This window comes from Desulfosediminicola flagellatus (assembly GCF_005116655.2).
GTDB classification, from domain to species: Bacteria; Desulfobacterota; Desulfobulbia; order Desulfobulbales; family Desulfocapsaceae; genus Desulfopila; species Desulfopila flagellata.
On sequence record NZ_CP050698.1, the window covers coordinates 5,620,070 to 5,645,873 of the forward strand.

Below are 25,804 nucleotides of genomic sequence, written 5' to 3' on the forward strand. Positions count from 1 at the left end.
CACAATTATAAAGGAGAGAGTTGATGATTCGCAAAAACATCTTCATCGTGGAAACAGCTGGCAGGATTTATGCCTCGATGTTCGCCAACACCGAGCGCGCCCCTTCCCCAACCATTGCAATTGAAAAAGCGGAAGAACTCTGGCAGGAAATTGAAAAAAAGGCCTACCCGGATAAATTCGGAAGGATCGGGACAGAGGAGTAAACGAATATGCCTGTTGTTTGCATTACGCGAACGTGCTTCTACATGAGACACGATCGAATTCAGGAGGGAAAAGAAGGTGTTTCGAAAGCCTGAGCTTCTTTTCCCTCCTATACGTTTTAATACATCAGAGCTTAACCTTCATTCTCTTCATTGATTTTACTTCGTATTTATTAATTGAGACAATCAACCCTTTCGAGCTCGCATACGTCACTTTATCAGAGGACACCATTGCGTTATCCGTGTAGATAGTTGCCCCTGAATAGAGTTCTATTTCATAGAGTGTTCTTGTCGGCTCACTGACTTTAATTTCAGGTTGTTTTTTGGGTGCTTCAGGAGTCACAAATGAATCCAGTTCTTTTTGCGACAACCATTGCTTGTCATTTTTTTGAGGCCGAATGAAGCTTTTTACTTTTCCAGACTGTGAATTATCATAGCTGTTTTCAGGTGGCTGTCGAGGCTCGCTATACGTTGAAGGAACAATAGATCTTTGCTCTGCCAGTTTTTCATCTCTATCGTAATCGGTTGACTGAGGTATCCGCTGATACTCTATTTTCTCCTTTTCCGGAAAAGCCTTACTTATCGTTTTATAAATACCAGAATATGTAAGAAACGGGAAAAGATCCGGCCGTAAGGCAACTACAGAAAACAGTGCACATATTACCCCGAAAGTAATTGCTATTGTTGACCTCCTGGCCTTCATTCCAGCCATAGCTGAATCAAATCCTACAGGTTTTTCTATAGCAATATCGTTTCTACTATCTTCATTAGTACCACCAGCCGAACCTGAAAATTCACTTTGCCAGAATTTACTATCCTGCTTCCTGCCATCATGAACTTTGTCGACAAGTATTTTGGTCAGCGGAGATATCTTATCTTTTCTTGAGTTATCCATTTTCTAGTCAATAGCCACAGCACTTGAACATCGCACAAACAGTTCACTTACAAACCACCATTTTTTGTGTCGATTATCTCGTATTTTCGCTTGCCCGCTAAATACGCTTCTTCCGGTTGAAAAATGCTCCTTGCGTATATACGTTTTGATACTTCTCGAATAACCGTATTCCTTATTACTCAGTTGCACATACACATTCAGTTGATCGCATCCTCTCCCTTTTTCAACATCACCCCAAATTCTCAGTTCTTTACTTTTCACCTTCCAGTTAACCTCAACTTCATAACCATTAGATGTGTATTTTTTAGCATTACTCAGAACAGGCGTACCGACAATCATGCACCCAATTATCATTATATACAAACTCAGTCTAATCATAGATATTCCAAAATATTATTATTTAATCCAAGCCATTACGACCTAGGTGTACCATAAATAAATTGGAATTTAAATGCACTGACACCATACCTAACACCCCCCTGCCACCATCTTAGTCATCGTACAGACATGATAGACCTCATCCTTTCAGTAGCTTCGGCACCGTATTCCATAAAAGACATATGTTCTAAAAAAATTTCTCTCAATCCCCATCTTCTCGCTATCTTCTCTCCCAACCGCCTCCAATGCTTTATTCAAAAAACATGTTGCTATTTTTCATAATAAATCGGATAGATACACCACCAACAAGAGACATTAACGATATTGCGGAGAGAGATCACATGGCAAGAAAGCTTATAGTGTGCTGCGACGGAACCGGAAACGAGATAAAAGAGAATCAGTCAAACGTTCTGAAGCTCTACCGGCTTCTAGAAAAAAACAGTTCACAGCTCGCCTTCTATGATCCGGGTGTCGGAACCATTGGTGACAGTAGCGCCTGGGACAAGGCAAAGAACAAGGCACGCGGCATCTTTGGCCTTGTTACAGGCTACGGACTGGACCAGAACGTACTTGAAGCCTATACGTTCCTTATCCGTAATTATCAGGAAGGCGACGACATCTATCTGTTCGGATTCAGTCGTGGGGCCTACACAGTTCGGGTACTTGCGGGACTTATCAACATGATTGGCCTGCTCGCACCCAATAATGAAAATCTTTGCGGCTATGCACTTACAGCGTATAAACAGGCAAGCGCAAAAGATAACTTCGCCATCGCCTGGCGCTTTCAGGACGTACTTCAGGCAAAGAACGTAACAATCCGCTTCATGGGTTGCTGGGACACCGTCGGCTCAGTGATCGTTCCGCGCCCTGATCGCTGGTATATTGCTCCATCTCTTCAGCATCTTCCATACACCCGCTCAAACCCATGCGTCCAGGTGTTTCGCCACGCCATGGCCATCGACGAAAAACGCCGGATGTTTCGTCTCATGGACTGGGACAACAACCAGAAATTCAAGTCCAACCCTTTTGTAAAAGATGACGTCGCAGCGAATCAGGACTGTAGACAGGTATGGTTTTCTGGAGTACATGCGGATATCGGCGGCGGTTACCCCGAGTCTGAAAGCAGCGCAGCCAAGATCCCGCTGAAATGGATGCTAGACGAAGCCCGCGACCATGGACTCATCTTCAGAAAAACTATGGTCTCACGCCTTGTGGATGGCAACAACCCTCCAAACAGTCCACGCAGATACACCGCCCCTAACCCCAACGCGGATCTGCACAACTCGATGAACTGGGCCTGGCGACTACTCGAATGGATACCTAAATGCAGTAAATGTAAAGAATGGCCCGACAGAAGATCGTTTTTCGGCTTTTACCTGCCACAGGGTGAACCCCGCAAAATCAGTATCGATGCCGAAATTGACAGCTCAGTCTATAGGCGAACACAATACAGCGGCATACAACCCTACTCGCCACCGAATGTTATGATGGAAAAGAATTAATCCACATCTGAAGCGTTACAAGCCACTTGCGATAGTTTATTACAGCGACACGCCTTGGGCATCGACCTGCGAAAAACTGTATTGAGGAGAAATCCGCGTTAGCAAAAAAACAATATGCACCATCAATTAGTCAGCAGATTTAAGATCAGCCTGATCATCAACTCTTTCTGGCCCGCATCACTTTCGGCCACAAGCAGAGTGAGTGCAACCAACCCGTTCTGGTTTATTCCCGACTGATCAAGCATGTCGTTGTCCTGCAGAAAAAGAAGAAATACAAACGATCCGATTCGTTTATTACCATCTACAAAAGGGTGATCTTTAATAATGAAGTAGAGGAGGTGAGCAGCTTTCTGTTCAGTAGTCGGGTAGAGTTCCTCGCCACCGAAGGTTTGCATTATATTTCCTAATATTCCCTCAAGATGGTGTTCCCGCTCCTGCCCGAAAAGTTCTGTTGCCTCATTGCATGCAAACAGTTTCGACTTGAGGCTGGCAATTGCACCCTTAACTTCCTGATAATCAATTCCGTGCTTTTTCTTAGACTTACCCTTCGGCAGCAGAAGTCGGTCTTCATCGTACTGAAGAAGCAAGGACCAGGTTTTCGCGTAACTGGTTACAATCTCCAATACCGCGCTGCCTTGCTCTGTTACCAGTTCATTTCTGCGCAAGGTACTTGAAAGAAGGCTGACAGCCTGCTCCATTTCGAGTAGGCCTTTCTCTGCCAGACGACGCTCATTAAGACTGTAACCTTTAATCAGATGATCTTTTAAAACTGATGTCGCCCATATGCGAAACTGGGTGCCACGAATAGATTTTATCCGATAGCCTACTGAGATAATGACGTCTAGATTATAGCGTTTTACTCTATATTTTTTCCCATCAGCGGCAGTTGTCAAGGATTCCTTGACAACTGCTTCCTCCATTAATTCACCTTCTTTGAAAATATTTCGGACATGAAGACTGATGTTCTGTTTACTCTTGGCAAACAGGTCTACCATCTGCGCCTGACTCAACCAGACAGTCTCATTCTGTAACTGAACATCAAGGGCAGTACTTCCATCCTCTGCCTGAAATATTACAATTTCTCCAAGCTCATTATTCATTCAATAGTACCTATAAAATTACGGATTCTTAATCAAGAAAGCAACGTTCCAACAGCCCCAACAAAACATCCATACAGCACTGAATTCACATAGCATACATTCAAGTTCACCTTGAAAAACTCATGGCTGATATATTGCAGAACTAAAATGAAAACAATTGCATTTCACTTCTCATGGTGGGGGGAGAGAGACCAAATAAAATTTCGAAAACACAGGGAGTTACACACAATATACACAAATCAAACTGGAAGTAAAACTATTTTGTCAAATAAACAATGCAAAAGCAACAACTTGCCACAAAAACACACCTATACTTTTACAATACCGACGACCCACAAACATCCTGCAATACCCAGTCAGGCTCACCACAAGCACCAACCAGTTATTTAAAACCACTAATCATCGCTCCAAGGTTCGAACCGCAGGAAGATCTGGGAAATATCGAAGAAAAAGAACTGGAAGAACTTTACCACACACACACGAGTACGATTGCGCGAGAAGACATTTTTGAGCTACCCGAAACAATACTATGCAAAAGATGCGGTCAATATACAGCTGACTGGATCACAAACGATCTGTGCAGAGAATGCGCAGTAATGCTACTTGAAGAGGCAAAAACCAGAGCATCCCGCTCCAACGTTTCTGACTGATCATCAATTTCAATGCAGTCTTAAGGTCATCACGTTCTATGATGTGTTCCACTTCAAACGACAGCTTCAGTGCTTTGATACAGACAAGACCCGTTTTCCCCAATGCCAGGCAGCTAGACTCACCGCGTGGAGCGCCGCGCAGGCGTTATCGAGTCGTGAAAAAATTGAAAATGAGTCACCAGAACCTGTATAGAAAAATGAAAGAGTATGCGATAACCGGTTCCAAAAAAATTGTTGTATATTTTGCGAGTTACCCCTATTGCCGTAAGATTTCCCATGGGAATTTCTGCCAGATTTCCACGGCGAAATCCCGTTTTACAAGCTCTGGAAACATCGTGTCAAAAATTTTCCTGCACGCCTCTCTCGACAAGACAGCCTGCTCCTGATCAAGATATCCATGATCTTCCAAAAACTCAGTAAACCAATAAACACTATTGAGCGAGGCGAAGAAATCAGTATTATTATCGAAATCATACTGCTCAAAACGGCGTGTGAACATCATCAGGATTTCCGGACTCCCAAAAGGGAAGAGCATACGCGGTTTCTTTCTCTCCGGCAAAGCTGAATACAAATAATCACGAAGATTCAGGCGAAAGAATTCTGCAGCACACCAATCTAGAGACTTCTCTCTGTGAATCCAACCCATAAAGCTGCGGGTAATATCATCATACAGCTCAATTGCCTGTATACGATTGGTGCACTCCTCAAGCCTCCAACTCTCTTTTCTTCCGAAGATGAGTTCAACCTGCTTTTGCAGCATATCAGCAGCAAGAACGTCTGAAGAGATCAAATCTGTCTGAGACGTAAGAGCTTCGATGAGCCCCTCTACAACAAAAGCATCCAATCCCTTATCCAGAAAAGGAGCCATGGTAAGAGCGATTATAGGATGAAGAATCTCTCTACCATCCATAAGGAATGGTGATTCCGTTATCTTTTCTAACAATTCCGGCAAAAAAGCTGAGAGAATTTCAAGACAGTTATTCGCCATCAAACAGTCGACAACCTCAAGCAATTCCTCCGGTCCCTCTTCCGGATATTTTTTGAAGTTATCAAGATATTCAACGACCTGATCCTTTTTACCTTCAGCGATAAGCCGGTGGATCATGAAATGGTCATAAATGGGGAAACCTGCCGTATATCCCTCCGGAAACTCATCCCGCAGCCGGGAAATGATATCTACATAGAGTTGATAATTGCCAATCTCACAACAGAGCAGTTCCAACCGTTGCATCGGTCCGTCCTCAAGGCCCAGATCAGCAACCAGAGCAGGATGCTCATCCAGAAATCTGCTAATATGGTCAGATATTTCCTGCGCTGTAGAAAAATCCTCTAAAAGATCCCACCACGCCTCAATTAAGCCAATTGCCTCATCAGGAAGGTTGCTCTTTTCAAGACTATCCAGCGGGGAACTAAATGAGTCGGTATCATCGTCATCATCAGGATACCAGTCGTCGAATTCTGAATCTTCATCAAAATCATCGTCGAGGTCGTCATCATAATCATCTAACACCCAATCCGGATCTGGCCCTTCCTCCCAGTCTTCATCACTGGCAAGAGGGTCGAATTCCCCGTTTGCTAAGGCCTGCTCATACTCTTGCTGCTCCTGCGTGTCCAGCCGTGTTTCTTCATCCTGGTGCAAACAACATTTTTTATACTTCTTCCCGCTTCCACAATGACAAGGCTGATTTCTTCCGAGACTGGTCATGATCTCTTTTCCCTCTAAATTTGATGAGTGATTTTCATAGAGATTATTTCATGCGTTACGCTTTTATAATACCAAAACGATATGACAGAATATGTCAAATTATTCATTTCTCCGGGTAATCCCTAAATCGCCTATTCACAGCTACTTAAAATCAAGGTCCCGTTTTAACCATCTGCTTCTGACTTAATGGCATATTAATCATCCAAATTCCATCCAGAAAATGTGACATTCTCCGCAATATACATTCTATAAAACAAGCCGATTTCTTATATTCAACGCTCTGTCACAGCGTTTCGTAATGTGCCTCAGGATCCTCAACAAACAGACTTCTTACCCGAATCTCAGTAAAGAGTGAATTCTATCGAGGAGTAGAGCCGGAGCAATGCCACCTACATCCTGTAAGACTCTAGTAAGATGGAACATATATATTCAAACTACATATTTTGATACCATTGTAGCTTCTACAATATTGATGTTCTGAAATATGGATATTGTCGGCAGCTTCCCCTCCTGACGACCGTCGACTTCAGGCAACCAATCTATCCCCCCAAATGAGCAATCGGCTAAAATGTATCAGACCCTTTATAGGAGAATCTTCGTGCGAATAAATTTCTTAAGCCTTTGTTGTCTATTTTTAACGCTATTTCTGAGTGGTTGTCTCGATACGAAACAGGTTTACACACTAAATCCTGATGGCTCCGGCAAGGTTGTTCACGAGGCCAAAATTCCGCTTAATAGCCCGATTACAGATGATGATGTCAATCCTGAAATTCAACTGAAAGAGGCTGTATTATCAGAATTAAAGAATGCTAAAGGCATCGAGGCCTGGGACGATATCAGCTACAAATATATGGATGAAGAGACTATCTACTTTAAAGGAACGGCCTATTTTAAGGATCTGTCACAACTAAAATTTTTCAATTCGGGCATCACTATTTCGCTGTTTGATAAAGTCATTATGTTCCGGGATGATAAGCAATTCAGCATAGAGCTCAAGAGCAGCGAGCCTTCCAGCAAAAATACGAAAACCCCGGAGCAGGAATCAGAGACTGTAAAGTCCGTATTAACAGATGCTGAAGTCGAAGAACAATTAGCAGAAGCCCAAAAAAAAATCCTTGAAGCAAAAGCTATGCTGACAGGCCTGCTCGCCGACATCAGACTTGACCGTACCTTCTATTTGCCCGGCACAATAACCACCAGCTCTAACTTTCAACGAAATACAGACGGGTCTGTGCGCAATAATTTCGAAGGGACTAAATTAATCGAGTTAATCACAAACCACTTGGATGATGAAGAGTGGCTCCGTCAACAGATTAAGAACGGTAAAAAAATCGATGAAGACCCTTTACCAGCGCCCCATATTGTCAACGGTCATCTTTTCGGAGAGAAAGCCCCGATCAAGGTGGTTATTAATACAACAGATGCTCCGCTATTTGATTATGCGGCAGAGACCGCCCAGGCAAAAGTGCATTACGATGCCTTGCTGAGCAAGCTGGAACCCTTGAAAGCACCAGCCCCTATAAAAATTGATCCAGAAACTGTGGGGAAATTTTCCGTGGTCGGTTTTAGTTATGTTGCTTTTGCTGATTCCCAAAATGGCATACAGCCTTTTGGCAATAGAGAAGGATACACCCTTGCAGTCATGGGCACTTTGCCTGAAAAAGCCATAAGCCTGAAGTCTGCCAGGCTGGAAACCGCTCTCACCGACACCGGCGCCAACCTCCTTCCCGAAAGTGATTGGGATCAAAAAATACACTTTCCAACCCTTGGGAAAGATGGCCGCACCGTCCAACTCGATCTAAAAATTCTCAAGCCAGCCAACAATCTTACATCTCTTCAGAAAATCTCAGGCACTTTGAGCTATATGGCCAGCAGCGAAGGGTATACGTTCGTTGATCTGGGCATTAGTGAATTTAAAGAAGGTGTTATCGGCAATAAATTTGGTGCGAAAGTAGTTACAGCCAGTACTGATTACCTGGAAGTTTCAGTCGACATAGTTGGAGATAGTATCAAATCGATTGAACTCTACGATACTCAGGGTAAAAATGTCGGCACGATGAGGCGTTATAACTCGTCATCAGCCACCACACATATCAAATTCTCGCCAATGAATAGTGAAAACCTACTCCCGCTTCAGGGCAAAATACGCTTGGAAATAGTCGAAGATTTCAAGATATATGAAATGGAGTTCAGTCTGACTGATGTCCCGCTTTTTGGGATGTAGTCGAGCGCCATTGGTGGTCGGATTAGGGTTATTTTTACCAGAAAATACAAAAACGCAAGCCTGACCCGACTCTACACACACCAGAACCAGTAGAACCGCACACGACAAACCAGCATCTTATTCCAGGGGGTCAGGCTAGCCTGACCCCGATTAACAGGGCCACAGCAGAGTAATGCCTTATCCTATATTTTTTAGAAAACGGCTATTAACTACATGACAAATCCAGGATGGCACTGTTGTTAACCCCGTGGACCTCCGCCACCACGGCCTCCGCCACCGCCACGGCCTCCACCGCCGCCTCCACGTCCGCCGCCATTACCACTGTCCCCTTGAGCATCGGAAGGTCCCTCATCTTCACTGATCGAACCATCACCATTCGCGTCGAGATTGCTGAAGCGGTCATCAGGACCTGTAAATTCTGCTTCAGATACTGAGCCATCACCATCTGCATCAAAATCATCGAAAAAGTTCCCACTCGATTCCAAAGCTACGCCATGATGTGCTTCAGGTGGCCCGGCAGGCCCCTCATCTTCACTAATCAAACCATCACCATTCGCGTCGAGACTGCTGAAGCGGTCATCAGGACCTGTAAATTCTGCTTCAGATACTGAGCCATCACCATCTGCATCAAAATCATCAAAAAAATTTCCACTCGATTCCAAAGCTGCATTTGATGTGAAAGCAGTCAACAGAATTGCCAGGATGGATGCTAACCCGACACGCGTATATTTTTTCTTTTTCATTTAACCTCCTGTAGTTTTAGCAGAGGTCAGCCCTAACGTTCGTTGGATCGGGAATATCACCCCATACGTGAGGCCTTACCTCTGCAAAGTATGTACTGACATTGACATGGCCTGCTGCGGCCTGATCTTTCCGGCACAACAACCGGTTAGGCTTTTAGTAAAACAATGAAATGTGCAGTAATTAGGGATGAAAAAAGGAGGTTACAGAAAGGGATTTCAACCTGAACAATTACCAACTGGATTTCATAACCTGAAATCTCTTCGGCCCCATAAATAGCCCGCAAACAAAAAACGCAGCAGTCGCAACATGCCATGCGCCCTTACTAAACTGGTAATAGATAACTATACTGAATAAACGTGGTTGCGCTGACAACCAGTATTTCCCTGCCAATAGGTATTGGCGTACAACAATCCAGGTCAATTCACTGTGAATAACCATCCTGCCATCGACCGGAAGCGTTTCACAACAGTCCGTAACTTTTTCATTCGCACATTTGTGCATGTTATCTTCTGGGATATTTTCTGTAACCGGCCGGTGCTCCGCTGGTTCCGGCCTAAAGCCGCCGGACGCTGGCAGAAGATCAGCCGCGATTATCGGCATCTTGCCATAGAAATGGGCGGTGTACTGATCAAACTCGGTCAGTTTCTCAGTGTGCGTGTCGATATACTCCCGCCGGAAGTCACCAATGAACTCACCGGCCTGCGCGATGAGCTGCCTGCAGCCCCGATCGATACCATTATCCCGCAAATAGAAGAAGATTTTGGCAAACCGGTGACTGACCTGTTTGCTTATATTGACCCCGAGCCGCTTGGCGCCGCATCACTTGGTCAGGTGCATAAGGCGCGTCTTGCAGTAACACATGAAAAGGTGGTCATTAAAGTTCTGCGGCCGGGTATCGACGTGCTGGTCGAAACAGACCTCGCCGCTATTGCCATCGCTCTCGGCTGGCTGAAACGTTATAAGAAGATCGCTTCAAGAGTAAATCTCGACTGGTTGATTGAAGAGTTCACCACTGTCACCCGCAGCGAACTCGATTTTACTGCAGAAGGTAAAAACGCTGAACAGTTCAGCCATGACTTCAAAAGTGACCCGCAGGTCTATATCCCAAAAGTTTACTGGGAATATTGCGCAGCCCGCACCTTAACACTCGAAAACGTGGGATACATCAGGATCGCCGATAAAGCAGCCATGACAGAGGCTGGTATCAACCCGAAGAGTGTTGCCAAAAAAATATATAACTTCTATCTGCGCCAGATCTTCGAGACCCATTTTATCCATGCCGACCCGCATCCGGGCAACATCTTTGTGCGGCCGGTACCAACAGAAGAAGAGCGTGAAAAAGGCATACCTTCCTTTGGCCCGGACGATAGTGTGAGCTATTCTCCAAATCGTTCCTACCAGATTGTCTTCGTCGATTTCGGCATGGTGACGCACATCCCTGAAAGGCTGCGACTGGCATTGCGCGAATATGCCATAGGTATCGGCAGCCGCGATGCACACCGCATCGTCCAGTCTTACGTCCAGGCTGGAACCCTGCTGCCCGGCGCTGATCTTAAGCGGCTGGAAGAAGCACACCAGGTAATCCTCGATACGTTCTGGGGCGCGGACGCCAGCCAGATGAAAGACCTGGTTTTCTCTGAAGCCAGTTCCATGATGAACGAATACCGCGATATTATTTATGATGCACCGTTTCAGTTTCAGGTGGATATGCTCTTTGCAGTCCGGGCCGTTGCCATACTCTCGGGCATCGCTACCGAGCTTGATGAAAAGTTTGATCCCTGGAAAGAAGTGATCCCCTTCGCCGAACGACTTGCAACGGAGGAACTGACCCTCAACTGGCAAAAATATATAAAAGAGTTCCTTACACTCGCGCAAACACTCTACACACTGCCAAAGCGTCTCGATGCTGTCTTCCAGCAGGCTGAACGAGGCAATTTGAATATCACAACATCACTCAGCCGGGATAGCCGTAACATCCTTATTCGGCAGACCCGCTCTATCAACCGGCTCTCATGGACCATAATGTCTGTGGGGCTGATGATTTCCGGCGTACTTCTGGGCGGGCAATATCAAAAGATTGAGGTAACACTGCTTTTTATGGTCATGGCACTGGTAGTGTTTGTCTGGGGAAGCAGGCGGGGTGGTAGATGAGATGATTGAAGTAGATCTCATCATGGAAGATACAGAATACTTCACACAACGCCACCGATGGAGGCTATTAAATGAGGATGGGCTTGTAAGGTATACTCATGACCACATGCACTTCCCCCTAATCGAACGAGCTACAAAACCCTCCCCTTCCACTGCATACCTCTTCCAGATCCACTCGTGATACTGTCACATCCACACATTGATCGTCATATTTAGCTGCGTAACTTTTGTACTGTCGAATTCTCTTATTGCGCTTATCATTCGCTAAGTTATACGCGTAAACAAATTTTTTTCTCGAACTGTTCAGTGAATTGTATTCCTGAATAAGTGCATTCCTTTTATAGCCAATGGTATGGGACAACTGTTGTTCTATTCTATCAAGCTGATAATCATACGAATCAATCTTACTGTCGGCCTCATCCATTACATCTCCCAACCGTTCGATATTACCTTCTTTCTCGTCAATCTTGTCATAATACTGGATACATTCTTTCAGCTGCTCTCTTTAAAGATGTGAGTCTTCTGCAAATGCTGGACTGGAGAATAAAATTCCTATCGACAGCAATCCTACAACCGTTGTGTTTTTCATTTAATGCTTTCCAGTATTAATATATGTACATTCATTACCGCACATCTTTCCGACATTACAGTATATAATCAACTACATACCCCACAAATCAAGCATACGCCCAAACCATCTTAACGTATTCGCTTTAAATCACAAGTGGTTATGCCATATGTGTCAAGGATGCTCTTTCTTCCCGTTAAACCAGTAGCTCCATGTGGACCACCTTCAACAAAGCGCATTGTTACCTATGATGCGGTAGGAAAGGACGGTTTCATCAAAACAACTATAAGAAATCATGCTCGCAAACGATATTTCTGCAAACTGATTCTTTGCTTATCCGGCAGGGTCATCTCAACAAGGCCTGAAACTCTTTACATACTCTAACATATCGATTAATTGGAACTATCCGCTCTTTCTTCTCAATTTACTCAACATAAAAATATGACGATGAACATACAGGTCAGGCCGCTCAACCGGAGAAAACGCATTCTTCCCATTACCTCAGCGCTCCTCCTGCTGTTACAGATCTGCCTTGTTTGTGTACTACCTGCACAGGCCGAAACTGTTTCTGGTACGATTTATGATAAAAACGGTTTAACCCCACTTGTAAACCAGAATATTTCAGTAGTTATCTCTACCAGCGACCCTTGCGGTTTCCTGAGTAATACAAGCAAAACTGACGTATCTCGATCAGACGGAACCTTCACCGTCTCGGTCCCGTCTTCAGGAACGTATTACATCAAAACCATCGATTCCCGATCAGTTTCAGATTATATGAGTCAGTGGTGGGGGGCCTCGCCGGGCGATACTGCATGCACAAGCGCGGCCCCGATTATTCTTGATACCGGAGAAAATTTTACCGGTGCCGATTTCCGGCTTGTTGCCAAACCAACTATTTCCGGAACCTTTTTTGAGACAGAGGGAACAACCCCCATTACAGGCTCCCTGATTGATCTCTATGTGCTCAACGGTGACCCCTGTGACTCCAGTTGGAATAATCATTCAACAGCAGTAAAATACGATAGCAACACAGGTACCTACCAGATAAAGTTTTTCCAACCAGGCACCTACTATCTACGTACCTCTTTATATGACTCGACATACCTGGCAGAATACTGGGGGAGCACTTCCAGCGGACCTGACTGCAGCGATGCAACCTCCCTCTCTCTCTCTGGCGGTGAAAACATCACCGGCGTTGATTTTCAACTGGACAGGCTGGCAACACTATCCGGCACACTTTTTCAACGTGATGGGGGCACCCCTGTCACTGATTCCCATATCCCGCTATATATCTATTCAGGCGATCCATGTGATGAGCCAATGCATCTAAAAAACTCCGGAAACAATACGTCCGACGGATCATACAATTTCTCCCATTTGCCGCCGGGCACCTATTTTGTCAAAACCACATCAAGTGAAAAATATATAGTAGGCTGGTGGGATGGAGTATCCAGTAGCCAGGAGTGCAGCGAAGCAAAGCCCATTGTACTGACGTCCGGTGAAGAGTTGAATAACATCAACTTCCAACTCGAAATTGCCCCCTATATCTCAGGAACGATATTTGAATCTGACGGTAGCACTCCTGTTTCAGGAGCAGATCTATCGGTCACAATCTATTCGGAAAGCCCATGCGGCGGAGGTGAGTACATAACCTCCACTGCAGTGAATAGCACAGACGGCACCTATCGCACAGACGGTATCTATCCTGGCACCTATTTTGCTTTAGTCTCAGGTAATTCTCGAAGCAGCTATCTCAAGGAATATTGGAGTGACGCCGAAAGCAGTCGGGAATGCACCGATGCGACACCAATAACGATAACCGCTGAGCAGGATTTTACCCATGCAGATTTCCAGCTTGAAAAAACTGCGTCTATTTCGGGGAAAATAACTAACGCTGATGGAATCACAGCCATTAGCAAAAACAGTTTCAGCGTGTACATTTTCTCAGGTGACCCCTGCGGTGATAACGAAGTGATTGCCGAAAACTATGGGGTCCTGGAAGAAGACGGAACGTATACCGTGAATCAACTGCACCCTGGTACCTATTTCGCAGGAGCCCAATCCCACACGAGCGGCCTTTACGTGTCTGAGTGGTGGGGGGAGCCGGTAGGTGATTATGACTGTAACAATGCACACCCAATCGTGCTCGATTACGGAGATAATTTTTCCGATGTTGATTTCCAGGTTGATATCGCTCCGACCATCTCGGGCAGAATTTTTAGAGCAGATGGAATAACCGCGGTTACGGAGGGACGAATAGATATCGTGCTATACACTGGTGATCCATGTGTGAACCCACATCGTTACACAAATGTTGACTCAGACCAAACCGACGGCACTTACACAACCCAAGGTCTCCGACCCGGAACGTATTATGCGAGGGCGTCTGCTTATGGTCTGAATTATCTCCCCGAATGGTGGGGGGACAAAGCCAGCAGTCAGGATTGCAATGATGCAAAGCCGCTCACACTTTCGATTGGAAACGGTATCACGGATGTAGATTTTCAATTAAACAGTGGTGGAGTTCTGAAAGGCACAGTGTTCGATAAAGACGGCGTGACACCAGTAACAAATCAGGACATCTCCATCGACATTTACACGGGTGATCCATGTGGCAGACACAATCGCCTCGCAAACGCTTATGTCAGTTATGACGGGACGTTTTTACTGCAGGGACTCCCTTCAGGTCGATACTTTGCCAAAGCAATATCCAGCCCCCTCTACCTGGATGAATGGTGGGGAAGACAAACAAGCGAGTTTGAATGCGATAGCGCGGCATCGATAGATCTCCGTGAAGGAACGGAAATCACACATATCGATTTTCAGCTTGATCCAGCCCCAACCATATTGGGAACTGTATATACTGCGGATGGGATAACCCCGATTACGACAACACAAACAATGATTGCTGTATTCGATGAAGATCCTTGCACGCATGTAGAGTCTGTACATAGTGCTTATGTGGATCCTTTAACCGGCACCTTCTCAACATACGGGCTACTCCCTGGAACCTATTACTTAAAAAGCTACTCCAGTGGCGATCACGCTAGTGAATGGTGGGCAAAAAATGAAAGCAGCGCTGATTGCAAAAATGCATCGCCGATAGAAATTAAACCCTATATAGGATTTACAGGCGCAGATTTCCAACTCGACCAAGGCGCTGCAATAACCGGCACAGCCTATGAAGCAGACGGGAAGACCCCGATTCTGAGCAGTTTAATATCCGTTAAACTCTATTCCGGGACATCTTGTGACGATCTTACGTATATTGAGCAAAAACAGATATCATACTCGAATGGCCAATATTCCTTCAGCAACCTGCCGGCTGGCAATTACTATTTACACACAGCATCCCGTGAAGTGGATTACACCCAGGAGTGGTGGAGTGAAAATTCAAGCATGCCTACCTGCTCAGGTGCAACCCCGCTCAACCTGAACCCTGGTGACTACATCACTGAAGCCAATTTTCAGCTTGATAGTGGTGGATCAATCTCCGGTACCATTTTCAAAAACGATGGCAAGACTCCTGTGACGGATGACCATATTGTCATCGATCTCTATACCGGTAACCCGTGTGGCAATACCCTTTTATATACCTATGCCACAATAAATCATTCAAATGGAGAATACACAATTCAGGGTGTCGGGCCCGGCACCTACTACGCCAGAATATCCGATCACTATTCTAGCTACACACCTGACTGGTGGGGGGAAAATGGAAGCGATCCCGACTGCCATAATGCCTCACCAATTGCCCTTTCAACCAGGCAAGATATATCAGGATATGATTTCATTCTGGATAAAGGTGCGATAATCACAGGAACCGTCTTTAAGGATGACGGATACACTCCTTTTACTGAGACCGTCAATGTAACAGCGTATATGGGAAATCCCTGCGGATCATATCAACGTATAACAAATTACTATACGTCTAGAAATGATGGGACGTTCTACCTCACCGGCTTACCCTCTGAAACGTTATTTTTACGGGCTGATGCCCTCAGCAGGGATTATGATTTCGAGTGGTGGTCCAGCCAGCAAAGCAGTCCGTTCTGTAATGACGCGGCCTCACTAACCCTCAACAGCGAGGAATTTCTTACAGGTGTCAACTTTCAACTCACCAAAATCCGCTCCATTCCCGGCGACATCAACCTCGATGGCCAGACAGACCTGAAAGATCTGATCTTCAGCCTCAAAATGCTCACCACCCAACCGGATGTCCGTATCAGTAAACATGGAGATGTAAATAATGACGGCCAGATAGATCTTGCAGAGGTCCTGTTTATCCTGAACGAACTGGCAGTAGTCAGGTGAGTTTATAACTGACCCCTTTGCTGCGACCAGGACGGTCAGCTAGCCGACCACGAAAGAAACTGATGAGATATTAGTGTAAAAAAACGTGGTCTCTCCCTAATGGCATAAGCTGAGTTTCAAGGGTTATTTAAGAGATCGAACCCTGTGAAAAACACCCTTGCCTTTTGTTGGTGTCCCGTGTTAACTGTTCGACTTCATAATAAATATAGGGAAATCAGATGACCTGCACAGCATTCAGTTCGACAGCAAAGGCAATTTTGACTTTGTTCTTTGTTCTATTTTTGATCTTTGGGTTCAGTGTCTACAGCTCCTCTGCAAATCAGGCAAGTCTGGTAAAAGATATTGTTCCAGGTCTGGATGGTTCTGATCCAGATCATTTGACAGCGGCAGCAAATAACGTTTTCTTTTCAATCAACAATAGAGATACGCGCCAATACGAATTATGGGTTTCGGACGGAACTAATAATGGAACCAAGGCACTAAAGAATAATCTTACAGACAGTGGTTGGGCATTTCAGAGTCAACACCTTTCCGCATCCGGAAAGATCCTGTATTTTCGTGGATATGACGATGAATCAGGTTTTGAGCTATGGCGTTCAAATGGGACACCTGATGGAACGTTCATGATCAAGGACATTTATCCCGGCTCCTTTAGTTCACATCCAAATCAATTTACCGTTGTAAATGATACAGTCTTTTTTTCAGCTGATAATGGAAATCCGTCATTTCCGTCCACTACCAAGCTATGGATTACTGATGGAACTGAAGGTGGTACCCAGATCGTGAAAAATTTCCAATCCGGGTACATATATAATCTTACTGCAGTAGGCGACACATTGTTTTTTTTGGTTGCTGATGGTCATAGTGGCAATAAACTATGGAAATCAGATGGTACAGAGGATGGCACCGTATTAGTTTCAGATATTGATTTTTATTCCAGTCGCTGCGGCCCTTCCGAGTTTACCAATGTGGCCGGGACACTCTATTTCGTCGCTGATGACAGGATAACGGGTAATGAATTATGGACATCAGATGGTACTCAGGAAGGAACACGGCTTGTAAAGGATATCTATCCAGGTAGTGAAGATTCCTGCCCTACTGCGTTAACCAGTATTGAAGGAAATATATTTTTTTCGGCAGACAACCAGTCAGCAAGATATATGTTATGGAAATCAGATGGCACAGAACAAGGGACATACCTTGTCCACTCATCAGCAAGTTTATTCCTGGCAGCTCTTGCCAATGATCTATACTTTCTTAACTACGGTACTTCTAAAGGGCCAGAGCTATGGAGATCAGATGGTACACCTGAAGGAACCGCAGGAGTCACGGGTATAGGCTCCGATATCAGCATATCCGGGATGATCAATCTCCAACCTGTTAAAGATAAATTGTTTTTCACCGCAGACGATGACGTGCACGGCGAAGAGCTATGGGGATATTCAGGATCAGAATCTGCCGCGCATCTCATCGCAGATATCAACCCAGGGCGTTCAGACTCCAAAATACGAAATTTCACGAATGTGAATGGTAAGGTGTTTTTTACTGCCGATGATGGTGATCATGGAAAGGAACTCTGGGTACTCTCTCCATCGAAGTCGGAATCAAATTTTTATATTATACGAACAAAAGATAACAAAATAATATCCATTATCCTTTGATGTGTAAGCTGCACCACCTTGGTATCCATATTTTATTAAACTGATTTGGGTAATTACCTACCGACTTGAACAGCAACGTCATCCTGTTTAGTTCTCTTTATACATGACAGAGAGGTCACCCAAATAAAAGGCCCCGGTCAAGGAATAATATTCCCCATTAAGGAAAAAACAGTATTTTTCCTTCGTGAGGTACATAGTTGCCATGGAACTCCAGCCTTACAGAATACCCGTTCTTTATTGCACCCATTATTTCACCCATTATTTCAACTTTACGTGTCGGTAACATCTTCACCGCACCAGTCACCCATCAGGATCAAGGCTAAGGGAGAGATTAGGATTGTGGAACGAAGAGATCCTCAAAAAATCTCGTAGTGGAACAATTCCAATCTCGGGTCCATGCCCCTGTCCGCTTCAGCGAACCCAGAAAATTATTGGTGCCATACTATGTCCAAATGTTTGTACAAGTCTCATGGTTCTTAACCAGCCCTTTGGTGGTTCACAGTATAGGCAGTAAAGAAAGTGGTATTCTATCAGACGGAACGGTTACCAATCAAATCCAGTGGTTTTACCAACCCCTTTCCGAGTTCTCCGTTCCGGCTGAATTTCAGGTAAAGAGTTTATTGCTATCAAACTCAACGTTGTCCTACATAACATAAAAGGCGGCCCGTGCCAGTTTGTGCGATAGTGCAGCATAGGCAACCGTTGTTTTTATTTTGGCTGCTTTTCTGTTGAAAAATGCCTTTGCGTTATCATCGTACCTCCTTGCAAATTCAGCAGCTTCGGCAAAAGCCCAGGAGAGATATTTGTTACCGTTCTTGCTGTTGCCTTTCCCTTTACGTTTGTTGTTGCTGAGCCAAGTGGTTGGTACTTTCCTACAATATGAGGAGTAATTACCTACTTTCTTAAATCGCTCAATTGGACCTGTTTCCAGCATTATGGTTAAGGCTAGAATTTTTGCCAACTCCAGGAATGGTGAGTAGCCCTAAGTATTGTGGATTAATCATCATCCTTTTTTCGCAGATTTTTTCAATCTTAACAATCTGGTGGCTGAGGAAATCAATGCTCTCTTTCGATACTTCACCGCTAAGAGCTAAATCTTCATTTTCTGCAAGCAGGGGTGCCACGTAATTCTCAGTCTTCTGTTTCATTTTTCGACCACTGAGATTGTGACCGCAATTCCTGGTGATAATTCCTTGCAGGCTATTTATTAGCGACGTCCGGAGTTTAACCAGATGTCCACATTTTCTTAAGAAATCACATATTGGTCGTATCTCTTTGGGATAAAAATACCTGACGAAATGGATATCCCGGCAGAACTCTCGCGTCGTCAAGACCGATTGGATGCCATAGCTCAGGCAAAGGCAAAAATCGAAGAACGGGCAGCACAAAGATACGCTGAGGGACAAAAGGAATACGAAAAAAAAGTTGCCAAACGTCGTGCAAAAGCTGAAGTTTCCGGCAAAAAGCCACGAGGTCGTAACCCTGAGCCACCTGCGCCGGGACCCCGTAAAAAAGATCAGGTCAACTTGACTGAAGAAGAATCTCGTATCATGTCCTCCTCGGGTAAGGGGTTTGAGCAAGCTTATAATGCCCAGGCTGCTGTTGACGTTGAGACGATGCTTATTGTCGATAATCATATCACCCAGGCATCAAACGACAAACGAGAAATCACCCCGGTCCTTGAATCTCTGAACGGCTTGCCTGAGCAATTAGGAAAAGTTGATACTCTACTGGCAGATGCAGGTTACTACAGTGACAATAACGTTGCCTCCTGCAAACGGTCCGGGATCGAACCCTATATTTCCCCAAATCGTGAAAAGCATAATCTTCCACTTGCCACACGGTTTACCGACCCAGAACCTTTACCTGAAGATGCAAAGCCGATAGACAAGATGAGGAGCAAACTTAAGAGCGTTTAGGGTCGCAAAGTTTATGCGCAACGTAAGAGTACGGTAGAACCAGTATTCGGCATCGTCAAACATGTCTTGGGCTTCCGGCAGTTTTTCTTGCGTGGCAAGGAAGCTGTCTCCGGTGAATGGACACTTGTGTCCACAGCGTGAAATATAAAGCGGATGTTTGCCCTTAATGGTTAAAATATTATAAAGAACCAGTAAATATGAACTGTTTTTGAGTAAAAGTTCTCACAATACGTAGTGCATTTGAGAATAGGTATCATACTTGTTTTTTTAACTGCATCGGCTGGTTTTAGCCCTTAGCATGGTGTCATTATCCGACAGACTGCTAGAAAAGTTTCAATTGCCTGGCTGTTGAAGTGCAGTTTTTCTTTTTCACCTCACCTCCTACCGGAGCTACGGCATCAAATCTGCCAAGAAGTGAAGGCGACGTTGGATCATGGGCCCGGTGATTCCGTCGGGCGAGCTCGAAGTTTCTGGTCGCATAACAATAACAGCAGCCAAAAAGGCAGGAATCATACATGCCGATCTCACGGCTCATTACACAACCGCATTCCTTTCGCTGGGAAGGGTCTTTTCTGCCCGCCACGTTGACCTTGAACAGCCGTTGTATCAGAGCATCATCGATACATTTACCAGGCGCAACCCCCAGGGGGGAAAGGTCGAGCTTTTCAGCACAGCTAAGCAACTCAATGTCATACAATCCGGCAATACGTACCAGCTCAGCAACCAGCGGCTCAACCTCCGCCAGCCCGGCAACCCGTGAAGGCTGTATCTCTACCCCGCTTCGTCTGAGTGTTTCCATGCGACCTGAGGCCTTGCGGTAATCATCAACAAAGCTGATAAACGAGCGTCGAGTAGAGCCCGCAAGCTTTTCTGCAATAGTGCAGTAGTTGTCGATATGGTAGGAAATGGGAGTAATACTGCTCAGGAATATCGGATCATAGCGCCAGATCACCCGCTCGGGACCAATCCGATCGGCGAGCTCATGAAATACTGCGACCGCTTTTTCAAGCGATGGTGAGTACGGGTCAATCTCCCTCGGGTTGTTAACCAGAGTAAATAGAAAGTAGTAGTCAAAACCTCTTGCGTTCAGCTCTGCCAGGCGTGCCATGAGTGGTGCCGGGTTACGGGTCCAGAACACAATCGCCTCGACCTCATCAGGACGCAGTGACACATACCCAACCTGTTTAATATTAAACGGGTTAGGAACTGCACAATAGCCCGCTTTGACTCTGTTCATAAACCATTCAGAATAAAAGGCAGGTATATCTGTTCTACGACTGGCACTTACAATCATCTGTCACCTTTCCTCGCTCACCCTTGCTATCCAGGCAAAGCAAAGATACGACTTACAGCAACCCCACCAAATGCTTCCCTTGCTCTGTTAAACGATACTTCTGCAAACTGCTTCTTGGCTTATCCGGCAAAGTCATCTCAACAAGGCCTGCAGTCAGCGCGGGTTTAAGATAACGTTCACGAAATGATTTACGATCAACCAAGCCGATGCAACTCTGTATCTGATCTCTGGTCATCTCACCATGCAACGTAGAAAGTAACCGTTCAACTTGGGGGGTCACTTGGGGGGGGACCGAGTCAACAGCCTGGTGAATTATATCCAGCTTTGTAAAGGTAAAGTGTGGAAATTATTTCCACGTATTCAGGCGCTTCTTGCATTCGCCTTTTGGCAGCCTGGGGTTGATTTTCATGAGTTGCTGGAGCTTATCGTGTGCTTGCACTTGAGTTAAAAGATGGATGGCAAGCATTTCATCTAAAACCCAAAGGATACCATGCACTTCTATGTTTTGCTGTAGTGCAATTCGTCGGAGTGCTGCATCTCCAGTGAGTAATGTTGCATTGAGGTTTTGGGCAAGGTAGAGGCAGGAGCAGTCGGCGATGGAGAGAGCGGGGTTTTCCACCTCAATAGATTGGATTTTCATGAGATCTTCAAACGAGAACGATTGCTTTGTCAGTAACTCGTTATCAATGCATGTTTGTAACTTGCCTGCATTGTCTTCCTCAATCTCAGCCACCACCATATCTGTCACCTGAAAATCGAAATCAAGCTCGAAAAACTGTTCGAGTAAGTCGATTTTCAAAAGATCAATCAGGATATTTGCGTCGTTGACCAGAAAAATCATGAAACAATCTGAACCTCCTGACCAAACTCAGCCAAAGACATGTTCAATAGCTCTGCCCCCTTACTATAACTGATGATCTCTTCAGCAGAAGCATGTAGCACCAGCTGTTTGAAGCGATTTGCTTTCTCCACCCCTGAGTATTTTCCAGGCTCTTCCTTGCGCCAGCCCGCTTTGCTCATATAAATACTGAACGATTTGTAGGTCTGTTGAGAGATGATTCCAAGGTTATGGGCCCGGGCCATGATTGCCTGCATGGAGATTCCGAACACCCCTTTAAGTTTTTTTAACTCCCACTGGGTAATTTTCTTCCTGTTTAAACCAAGCTCTTCCTTGATTACATTTTCCGGCAGCAACAAGGCTCCGGCAAATGCATGACAGAGTTTTTCATGATTGTTATCTCCACAATCAGAAAAATCGAGTAGCAAATGAGCAAGCTCATGGGCAATGGTGAATCTTTTTCGTACACAGTCACCATGCTTGAAAACTGCTATAACCGGTATTTCCATACCTTGGGCAAAACCTGAAAGGCCAACAAAATTATCACTTGCTTCCACCTCAAAGACCTTAAACCCTTTATCTTCAAGAAGTTCGGTCAGCTGCGGAATAGGTGCCTCGCCCAGATTCCATTTCTCTCGTATTTCTTTTGCGGCCTGCTCAATATCGTCATAATTGCGGATTACTTTTCTTTCTATAGGCAACTCTGCAGTATGCGAGAAGTTCAATACGCGTTCAATCTCAAGATATTTTTGCAGAAAATCAATGGACTGGTATTTAATTCTCTCTTCTTCCTTGCGGGTGAGTTTGGCTTTTTTACGAAAAGCAAAACCAGAGATCTCTATTTTTGAAGACCGAAAGAAATAATCCACCTTCACATCAAGCGCTTTGGCCAATGCGATAAGTACCTCACTGCTAGGATTAATCTGCCCTCTTTCGTATTTACTGATTGCCTGTTTACTCACTAGCGAGCCGCTGGCAGTGGCAAGGGCTTCCATGCTCAAGCCAGCCATTTTACGTGCTGAGTGTAGGCGTTTTCCAAATTCATGTATCATGGTAGCATCCTCCTAGTTGACAAATATCATATTTTTCTCGAATTTGTCAACCCAAGATAAGTTTCCAACTTCCAGAAACCACCCAAGATACCGTTTTTTAAATGGAAACTATAGTTTAACTGAAAACTGCAGCTCCATATCTTTCCTGAAAGACCGCAATCCAGTGTCAGTCGAGTACCTTCAATATGGGTGGTATAGTGCGCTTCCTTGATCAAAGCTCTGTCCCCCATATCCCGTACCCAATCTTCTAAAAGCCGTGCTGCTTCAAGAAAACCCCGTGCCCGCTCAATAGTGATTCCATATTCCCATAATATCGCGGCTATTTATGGGATGGTCAGGTGTGGATTTGCAGCCAGCAGCTCAAATACCTTTCCCGTCACTTTTCCCTTCTCAATTCTTGCTGCTCAATTGATAAAAAAAAACTGTTAATCAAACAACAGTCAAACAAATCACATAACGCACGAACACTACTAACATACTGTTTCATTGACAAATCAACAAATTCTGTCTCCAAAAGCCTCTGCCTCATGATGTAAAGAACAAACGAAATCAGACTCGACACAACCAGGCACAATGTCGCTTTCGACATTTATCAACAATATTGCGTTTTCGACATAACATGCCATTATGTCGAATGTGACATGGAGATACTATGCAAATGTTACATGTTTCACCGAAGGACATTGGGACTGCTCTGCGGACTATCCGTAAAGAAAAGGGGTTGAGTCAGAAAGAACTTGGTCAAAGAATTGGGCTTGATCAGAAAAAAGTCTCGCTGATAGAAAATGGAAATCCAAACGTTAGAGTTGACAGCCTTTTCCGCCTGTTTTCAGCTTTGGAGCTAGGAATTATTTTACAGCCTAAAGCCCTTCCTAAACCTTCAAACCAGAATGATTGGTAATGCGAGTTTTACCGACCTTCGAGTGTCGCGAATATTGTCACAAATCTGTCGCAAACTTTGTCGCAAACTTTGTCATGAACATGTCGCAAACATTTAAAGGAGTCTGTACTCCTGCTGGTGCGTTGAACCTTCACTTAAAACCAGTTCTTTATCCAACATCCCTCTAAGATCGCGTTGAAGGCTACGCCTGTTCACATCAGGGCAAAGCCCTCAAAGTCCTGGATTGTTAACTTCCCGTGGGCTAACAAAAACTCTATGGCTTTTCCCTGCCGTTCATTCAGGCCATGCTTCTGTACCCAAACATCCCGGCGAATTACCTGCTCACCACGCGCTTTTACTTCGACCATCTGGGTTTCCAAGCCGGTAACGAAGTAGTCGAGCCAGCCTGTCATATCCATCACGTTTTCGCGTACACTCTGGATAGACCTATAAAAATTTTGCCGGTCACGATCATAATATTCGCTCATTGTAAACAGCCGTTTAAAGTCGTATCCAGCTTTGTAAAGGTAAAGCGTGGAAAGTAAACGCGAAGCACGGCCATTGCCGTCGAGGCTTAGAATTACAAGGCCCTTCTCCAAAACTCTTGTCAAAATTTATAACTATGGTATAAAGCCCCTCGCATCTTGCGGCGGCGTAGCCAAGTGGCTAAGGCAGTGGTCTGCAAAACCATTATTCAGCGGTTCGACTCCGCTCGCCGCCTCCAATTTCTAAGGGATTACAAAGGTTACTTTGTAATCCCTTTTTTTTATTGTTTTACATTCTGCATAAAAGGAAAAAACTACTCTTCAAAAAGATAAAATGCCCCAAAGAATTCTGGCGCCTCTTCGTACATTTCAATCAATACTGCTTCTGGCTTATCAATCTCAGATACAACGTCAGCCCATGAAGACTCAGCAGCCTCATCTTCCAGTGACTCTGCATCCAAGGTGTCTGAGCAAAATGCTATGCCCAGATCTGTCGCTATCAGCAAGGTATGGGGGCACACTTCAGGTTCACTTTCTCCATCATTAAGAAACACTACATGCTCACAAAAAGGGCAATACACACTCTCATCTGGTTTTACTTCAAAAATCTTCACTCTAATACTCCACAAAGCACCTATTTACGTATTAAAACCCAACAAACAACCATAAGCTTGCTGGAACTATCGTCACCTCAAACCTCTTACACAACCTGTGTTTTTTGCATCATTAAAGCCAAAAAATACGCATTATTGCCATCAAAATGGCTGAAAAACACCCAGCCCGCGGACACGATCATAATATTCGATGATAGTAAACAGCCGTTTCAGGTATATCATTTACAGCCGGATCTTCTTAATAGCTGTTATATCAGATTTAGGCAGCGTCACATCGTAACCGTCATCAATAAAGATCTTAACAACGCGATCTTTCACCTCATAACCTTTTGCTTTCATGCTCCCGCCGGATGCAAGCTCCACCAGATAGACATATCGCGGTTTCACGGCCTCAGGTGGTTTTGTTCTGACACGTGGTTCTGAACGGGTTGTTACCTTTGGTGGCGATGGTGAAACATGTAAAGGTACCGTAACTTGAGGCGTAGAAGGCGCTGGTGCAATAATGGGTCGCACCGCTGGTTTCACAGGTTGAAATGCATAATGGGTGAATCCATAAAGAAACATCAGGGCAAGAGCCCCAGGCACATACACCTTGGCAAATTTGTAGAGAAAATATGGTAAGCTCATGCT

24 protein-coding genes, 1 tRNA gene and 4 pseudogenes are annotated in these 25,804 nt (G+C 44.8%); 11 read left to right on the top strand and 18 right to left on the bottom strand.

Features of this window, described 5'->3' with window-relative positions; translation table 11 throughout:
• Positions 1–23 precede the first annotated feature (23 nt).
• Positions 24–203 carry a hypothetical protein gene (locus FCL46_RS23265; RefSeq protein ID WP_136809561.1) on the top strand — a complete coding sequence of 60 codons (180 nt, stop codon included), beginning with the start codon at positions 24–26 and terminating at the stop codon, positions 201–203.
• Positions 204–327: 124 nt separating this feature from the next.
• Here FCL46_RS23265 and FCL46_RS23270 read toward each other — a convergent pair whose 3' ends face one another.
• Together FCL46_RS23270 and FCL46_RS23275 are read right to left on the bottom strand one after the other, a co-directional pair.
• Positions 328–1,095, bottom strand: a complete 768-nt coding sequence (locus tag FCL46_RS23270; protein WP_136809563.1) for a hypothetical protein — start codon at positions 1,093–1,095, stop codon at positions 328–330.
• Positions 1,096–1,098: 3 nt separating this feature from the next.
• Positions 1,099–1,473, bottom strand: a complete 375-nt coding sequence (locus FCL46_RS23275) for a hypothetical protein (protein WP_136809565.1) — start codon at positions 1,471–1,473, stop codon at positions 1,099–1,101.
• Positions 1,474–1,814: 341 nt separating this feature from the next.
• Between FCL46_RS23275 and FCL46_RS23280 the strand changes: the two genes are divergently transcribed.
• A complete protein-coding gene (locus FCL46_RS23280; protein ID WP_136809567.1) occupies positions 1,815–2,975 on the top strand; it encodes a DUF2235 domain-containing protein in 1,161 nt (386 codons plus the stop codon).
• Between the two features lie 122 nt (positions 2,976–3,097).
• On the opposite strand, the gene FCL46_RS23285 is transcribed toward FCL46_RS23280, so the two are convergent.
• Complete coding sequence (locus FCL46_RS23285; protein ID WP_136809569.1) at positions 3,098–4,075, bottom strand: virulence RhuM family protein/type II toxin-antitoxin system death-on-curing family toxin; 978 nt, start codon at positions 4,073–4,075, stop codon at positions 3,098–3,100.
• A gap of 275 nt (positions 4,076–4,350) precedes the next feature.
• Here FCL46_RS23285 and FCL46_RS23290 point away from each other — a divergent pair, with 275 nt between their 5' ends.
• Positions 4,351–4,725: a hypothetical protein gene (locus FCL46_RS23290; protein ID WP_136809571.1), complete on the top strand. Its 375-nt coding sequence runs from the start codon at positions 4,351–4,353 to the stop codon at positions 4,723–4,725.
• A gap of 256 nt (positions 4,726–4,981) precedes the next feature.
• On the opposite strand, the gene FCL46_RS23295 is transcribed toward FCL46_RS23290, so the two are convergent.
• The gene (locus FCL46_RS23295) at positions 4,982–6,430 is read right to left on the bottom strand and encodes a YecA family protein (protein WP_176371622.1); all 1,449 of its coding nucleotides are present in this window, start codon (positions 6,428–6,430) and stop codon (positions 4,982–4,984) included.
• A gap of 598 nt (positions 6,431–7,028) precedes the next feature.
• Between FCL46_RS23295 and FCL46_RS23300 the strand changes: the two genes are divergently transcribed.
• Positions 7,029–8,654: a hypothetical protein gene (locus FCL46_RS23300; RefSeq protein WP_136809573.1), complete on the top strand. Its 1,626-nt coding sequence runs from the start codon at positions 7,029–7,031 to the stop codon at positions 8,652–8,654.
• Positions 8,655–8,893: 239 nt separating this feature from the next.
• On the opposite strand, the gene FCL46_RS28070 is transcribed toward FCL46_RS23300, so the two are convergent.
• Positions 8,894–9,397 (bottom strand): EF-hand domain-containing protein, encoded by a 504-nt coding sequence (locus tag FCL46_RS28070; RefSeq protein ID WP_136809575.1) that lies wholly within the window; start codon positions 9,395–9,397, stop codon positions 8,894–8,896.
• A 229-nt stretch (positions 9,398–9,626) separates the two neighbouring features.
• Positions 9,627–9,899, bottom strand: a complete 273-nt coding sequence (locus FCL46_RS23315; protein WP_136809577.1) for a hypothetical protein — start codon at positions 9,897–9,899, stop codon at positions 9,627–9,629.
• A gap of 33 nt (positions 9,900–9,932) precedes the next feature.
• Between FCL46_RS23315 and FCL46_RS23320 the strand changes: the two genes are divergently transcribed.
• On the top strand, positions 9,933–11,549 hold the full coding sequence (locus FCL46_RS23320) for an ABC1 kinase family protein (protein ID WP_136809579.1): 1,617 nt from the start codon (positions 9,933–9,935) through the stop codon (positions 11,547–11,549).
• 118 nt (positions 11,550–11,667) lie between these two features.
• Here FCL46_RS23320 and FCL46_RS23325 read toward each other — a convergent pair whose 3' ends face one another.
• The 3 genes and pseudogenes from FCL46_RS23325 to FCL46_RS29030 form a co-directional block, all read right to left on the bottom strand.
• Positions 11,668–11,973 carry a hypothetical protein gene (locus tag FCL46_RS23325; RefSeq protein ID WP_136809581.1) on the bottom strand — a complete coding sequence of 102 codons (306 nt, stop codon included), beginning with the start codon at positions 11,971–11,973 and terminating at the stop codon, positions 11,668–11,670.
• A gap of 308 nt (positions 11,974–12,281) precedes the next feature.
• Positions 12,282–12,359, bottom strand: a pseudogene (locus FCL46_RS28955) (methionine adenosyltransferase domain-containing protein); the annotation flags it as partial.
• 51 nt (positions 12,360–12,410) lie between these two features.
• Positions 12,411–12,467 carry a hypothetical protein gene (locus FCL46_RS29030; RefSeq protein ID WP_476700523.1) on the bottom strand — a complete coding sequence of 19 codons (57 nt, stop codon included), beginning with the start codon at positions 12,465–12,467 and terminating at the stop codon, positions 12,411–12,413.
• Positions 12,468–12,558: 91 nt separating this feature from the next.
• Between FCL46_RS29030 and FCL46_RS23335 the strand changes: the two genes are divergently transcribed.
• On the top strand, positions 12,559–16,431 hold the full coding sequence (locus FCL46_RS23335; protein ID WP_136809583.1) for a hypothetical protein: 3,873 nt from the start codon (positions 12,559–12,561) through the stop codon (positions 16,429–16,431).
• Positions 16,432–16,649: 218 nt separating this feature from the next.
• Complete coding sequence (locus FCL46_RS23340; RefSeq protein ID WP_136809585.1) at positions 16,650–18,092, top strand: ELWxxDGT repeat protein; 1,443 nt, start codon at positions 16,650–16,652, stop codon at positions 18,090–18,092.
• Positions 18,093–18,735: 643 nt separating this feature from the next.
• Here the strand turns inward: FCL46_RS23340 and FCL46_RS29035 are convergent.
• Positions 18,736–19,381 (bottom strand): annotated as a pseudogene (locus FCL46_RS29035) (transposase); the annotation flags it as partial.
• A 9-nt stretch (positions 19,382–19,390) separates the two neighbouring features.
• On the opposite strand from FCL46_RS29035, the gene FCL46_RS23355 reads away from it, so the two are divergent.
• Both FCL46_RS23355 and FCL46_RS28960 read left to right on the top strand, forming a co-directional pair.
• Entirely contained in the window at positions 19,391–20,011 is a 621-nt protein-coding gene (locus FCL46_RS23355; RefSeq protein ID WP_136809588.1) for a transposase, read from the top strand.
• A 51-nt stretch (positions 20,012–20,062) separates the two neighbouring features.
• Positions 20,063–20,152, top strand: a complete 90-nt coding sequence (locus FCL46_RS28960) for a hypothetical protein (protein ID WP_420811295.1) — start codon at positions 20,063–20,065, stop codon at positions 20,150–20,152.
• A gap of 181 nt (positions 20,153–20,333) precedes the next feature.
• Here the strand turns inward: FCL46_RS28960 and FCL46_RS23365 are convergent, their stop codons facing one another.
• The 5 genes and pseudogenes from FCL46_RS23365 to FCL46_RS28965 form a co-directional block, all read right to left on the bottom strand.
• Positions 20,334–21,248 carry a DUF1848 domain-containing protein gene (locus FCL46_RS23365; protein ID WP_267313653.1) on the bottom strand — a complete coding sequence of 305 codons (915 nt, stop codon included), beginning with the start codon at positions 21,246–21,248 and terminating at the stop codon, positions 20,334–20,336.
• 109 nt (positions 21,249–21,357) lie between these two features.
• Positions 21,358–21,597: pseudogene (locus FCL46_RS23370) on the bottom strand (Fic family protein); the annotation flags it as partial.
• A 54-nt stretch (positions 21,598–21,651) separates the two neighbouring features.
• On the bottom strand, positions 21,652–22,146 hold the full coding sequence (locus tag FCL46_RS23375) for a PIN domain-containing protein (protein WP_136809590.1): 495 nt from the start codon (positions 22,144–22,146) through the stop codon (positions 21,652–21,654).
• Entirely contained in the window at positions 22,143–23,195 is a 1,053-nt protein-coding gene (locus tag FCL46_RS23380) for a helix-turn-helix domain-containing protein (RefSeq protein WP_136809591.1), read from the bottom strand. Before FCL46_RS23380 ends, FCL46_RS23375 begins: the two co-directional genes overlap by 4 nt.
• 158 nt (positions 23,196–23,353) lie before the next feature.
• Positions 23,354–23,518, bottom strand: a pseudogene (locus FCL46_RS28965) (hypothetical protein); the annotation flags it as partial.
• A gap of 329 nt (positions 23,519–23,847) precedes the next feature.
• On the opposite strand from FCL46_RS28965, the gene FCL46_RS23385 reads away from it, so the two are divergent.
• Positions 23,848–24,096, top strand: coding sequence for a helix-turn-helix domain-containing protein (locus FCL46_RS23385; protein WP_136809592.1), 249 nt, complete (start codon positions 23,848–23,850; stop codon positions 24,094–24,096).
• Positions 24,097–24,287: 191 nt separating this feature from the next.
• Here the strand turns inward: FCL46_RS23385 and FCL46_RS23390 are convergent, their stop codons facing one another.
• A complete protein-coding gene (locus FCL46_RS23390; RefSeq protein WP_217909504.1) occupies positions 24,288–24,686 on the bottom strand; it encodes a Fic family protein in 399 nt (132 codons plus the stop codon).
• 37 nt (positions 24,687–24,723) lie between these two features.
• On the opposite strand from FCL46_RS23390, the gene FCL46_RS23395 reads away from it, so the two are divergent.
• Positions 24,724–24,799, top strand: a tRNA-Cys gene (locus FCL46_RS23395).
• 75 nt (positions 24,800–24,874) lie between these two features.
• On the opposite strand, the gene FCL46_RS23400 is transcribed toward FCL46_RS23395, so the two are convergent.
• Positions 24,875–25,174, bottom strand: coding sequence for a hypothetical protein (locus FCL46_RS23400; RefSeq protein WP_136809593.1), 300 nt, complete (start codon positions 25,172–25,174; stop codon positions 24,875–24,877).
• Positions 25,175–25,396: 222 nt separating this feature from the next.
• Entirely contained in the window at positions 25,397–25,801 is a 405-nt protein-coding gene (locus tag FCL46_RS23405; RefSeq protein ID WP_136809594.1) for a hypothetical protein, read from the bottom strand.
• Between the last annotated feature and the right edge of the window lie 3 nt (positions 25,802–25,804).

Coding starts and splice junctions, on each gene's coding strand:
- FCL46_RS23380 (WP_136809591.1), bottom strand. CDS start 23,195: ATGATACATGAATTTGGAAAACGCCTACACTCAGCACGTAAAATGGCT.
- FCL46_RS23290 (WP_136809571.1), top strand. CDS start 4,351: ATGCAAAAGCAACAACTTGCCACAAAAACACACCTATACTTTTACAAT.
- FCL46_RS23405 (WP_136809594.1), bottom strand. CDS start 25,801: ATGAGCTTACCATATTTTCTCTACAAATTTGCCAAGGTGTATGTGCCT.
- FCL46_RS23325 (WP_136809581.1), bottom strand. CDS start 11,973: ATGGATGAGGCCGACAGTAAGATTGATTCGTATGATTATCAGCTTGAT.
- FCL46_RS23270 (WP_136809563.1), bottom strand. CDS start 1,095: ATGGATAACTCAAGAAAAGATAAGATATCTCCGCTGACCAAAATACTT.
- FCL46_RS23280 (WP_136809567.1), top strand. CDS start 1,815: ATGGCAAGAAAGCTTATAGTGTGCTGCGACGGAACCGGAAACGAGATA.
- FCL46_RS23340 (WP_136809585.1), top strand. CDS start 16,650: ATGACCTGCACAGCATTCAGTTCGACAGCAAAGGCAATTTTGACTTTG.
- FCL46_RS28070 (WP_136809575.1), bottom strand. CDS start 9,397: ATGAAAAAGAAAAAATATACGCGTGTCGGGTTAGCATCCATCCTGGCA.
- FCL46_RS23335 (WP_136809583.1), top strand. CDS start 12,559: ATGACGATGAACATACAGGTCAGGCCGCTCAACCGGAGAAAACGCATT.
- FCL46_RS23275 (WP_136809565.1), bottom strand. CDS start 1,473: ATGATTAGACTGAGTTTGTATATAATGATAATTGGGTGCATGATTGTC.
- FCL46_RS23375 (WP_136809590.1), bottom strand. CDS start 22,146: ATGATTTTTCTGGTCAACGACGCAAATATCCTGATTGATCTTTTGAAA.
- FCL46_RS23285 (WP_136809569.1), bottom strand. CDS start 4,075: ATGAATAATGAGCTTGGAGAAATTGTAATATTTCAGGCAGAGGATGGA.
- FCL46_RS23315 (WP_136809577.1), bottom strand. CDS start 9,899: ATGCACAAATGTGCGAATGAAAAAGTTACGGACTGTTGTGAAACGCTT.
- FCL46_RS23365 (WP_267313653.1), bottom strand. CDS start 21,248: ATGAACAGAGTCAAAGCGGGCTATTGTGCAGTTCCTAACCCGTTTAAT.
- FCL46_RS23265 (WP_136809561.1), top strand. CDS start 24: ATGATTCGCAAAAACATCTTCATCGTGGAAACAGCTGGCAGGATTTAT.
- FCL46_RS23355 (WP_136809588.1), top strand. CDS start 19,391: ATGGATATCCCGGCAGAACTCTCGCGTCGTCAAGACCGATTGGATGCC.
- FCL46_RS23295 (WP_176371622.1), bottom strand. CDS start 6,430: ATGACCAGTCTCGGAAGAAATCAGCCTTGTCATTGTGGAAGCGGGAAG.
- FCL46_RS23385 (WP_136809592.1), top strand. CDS start 23,848: ATGCAAATGTTACATGTTTCACCGAAGGACATTGGGACTGCTCTGCGG.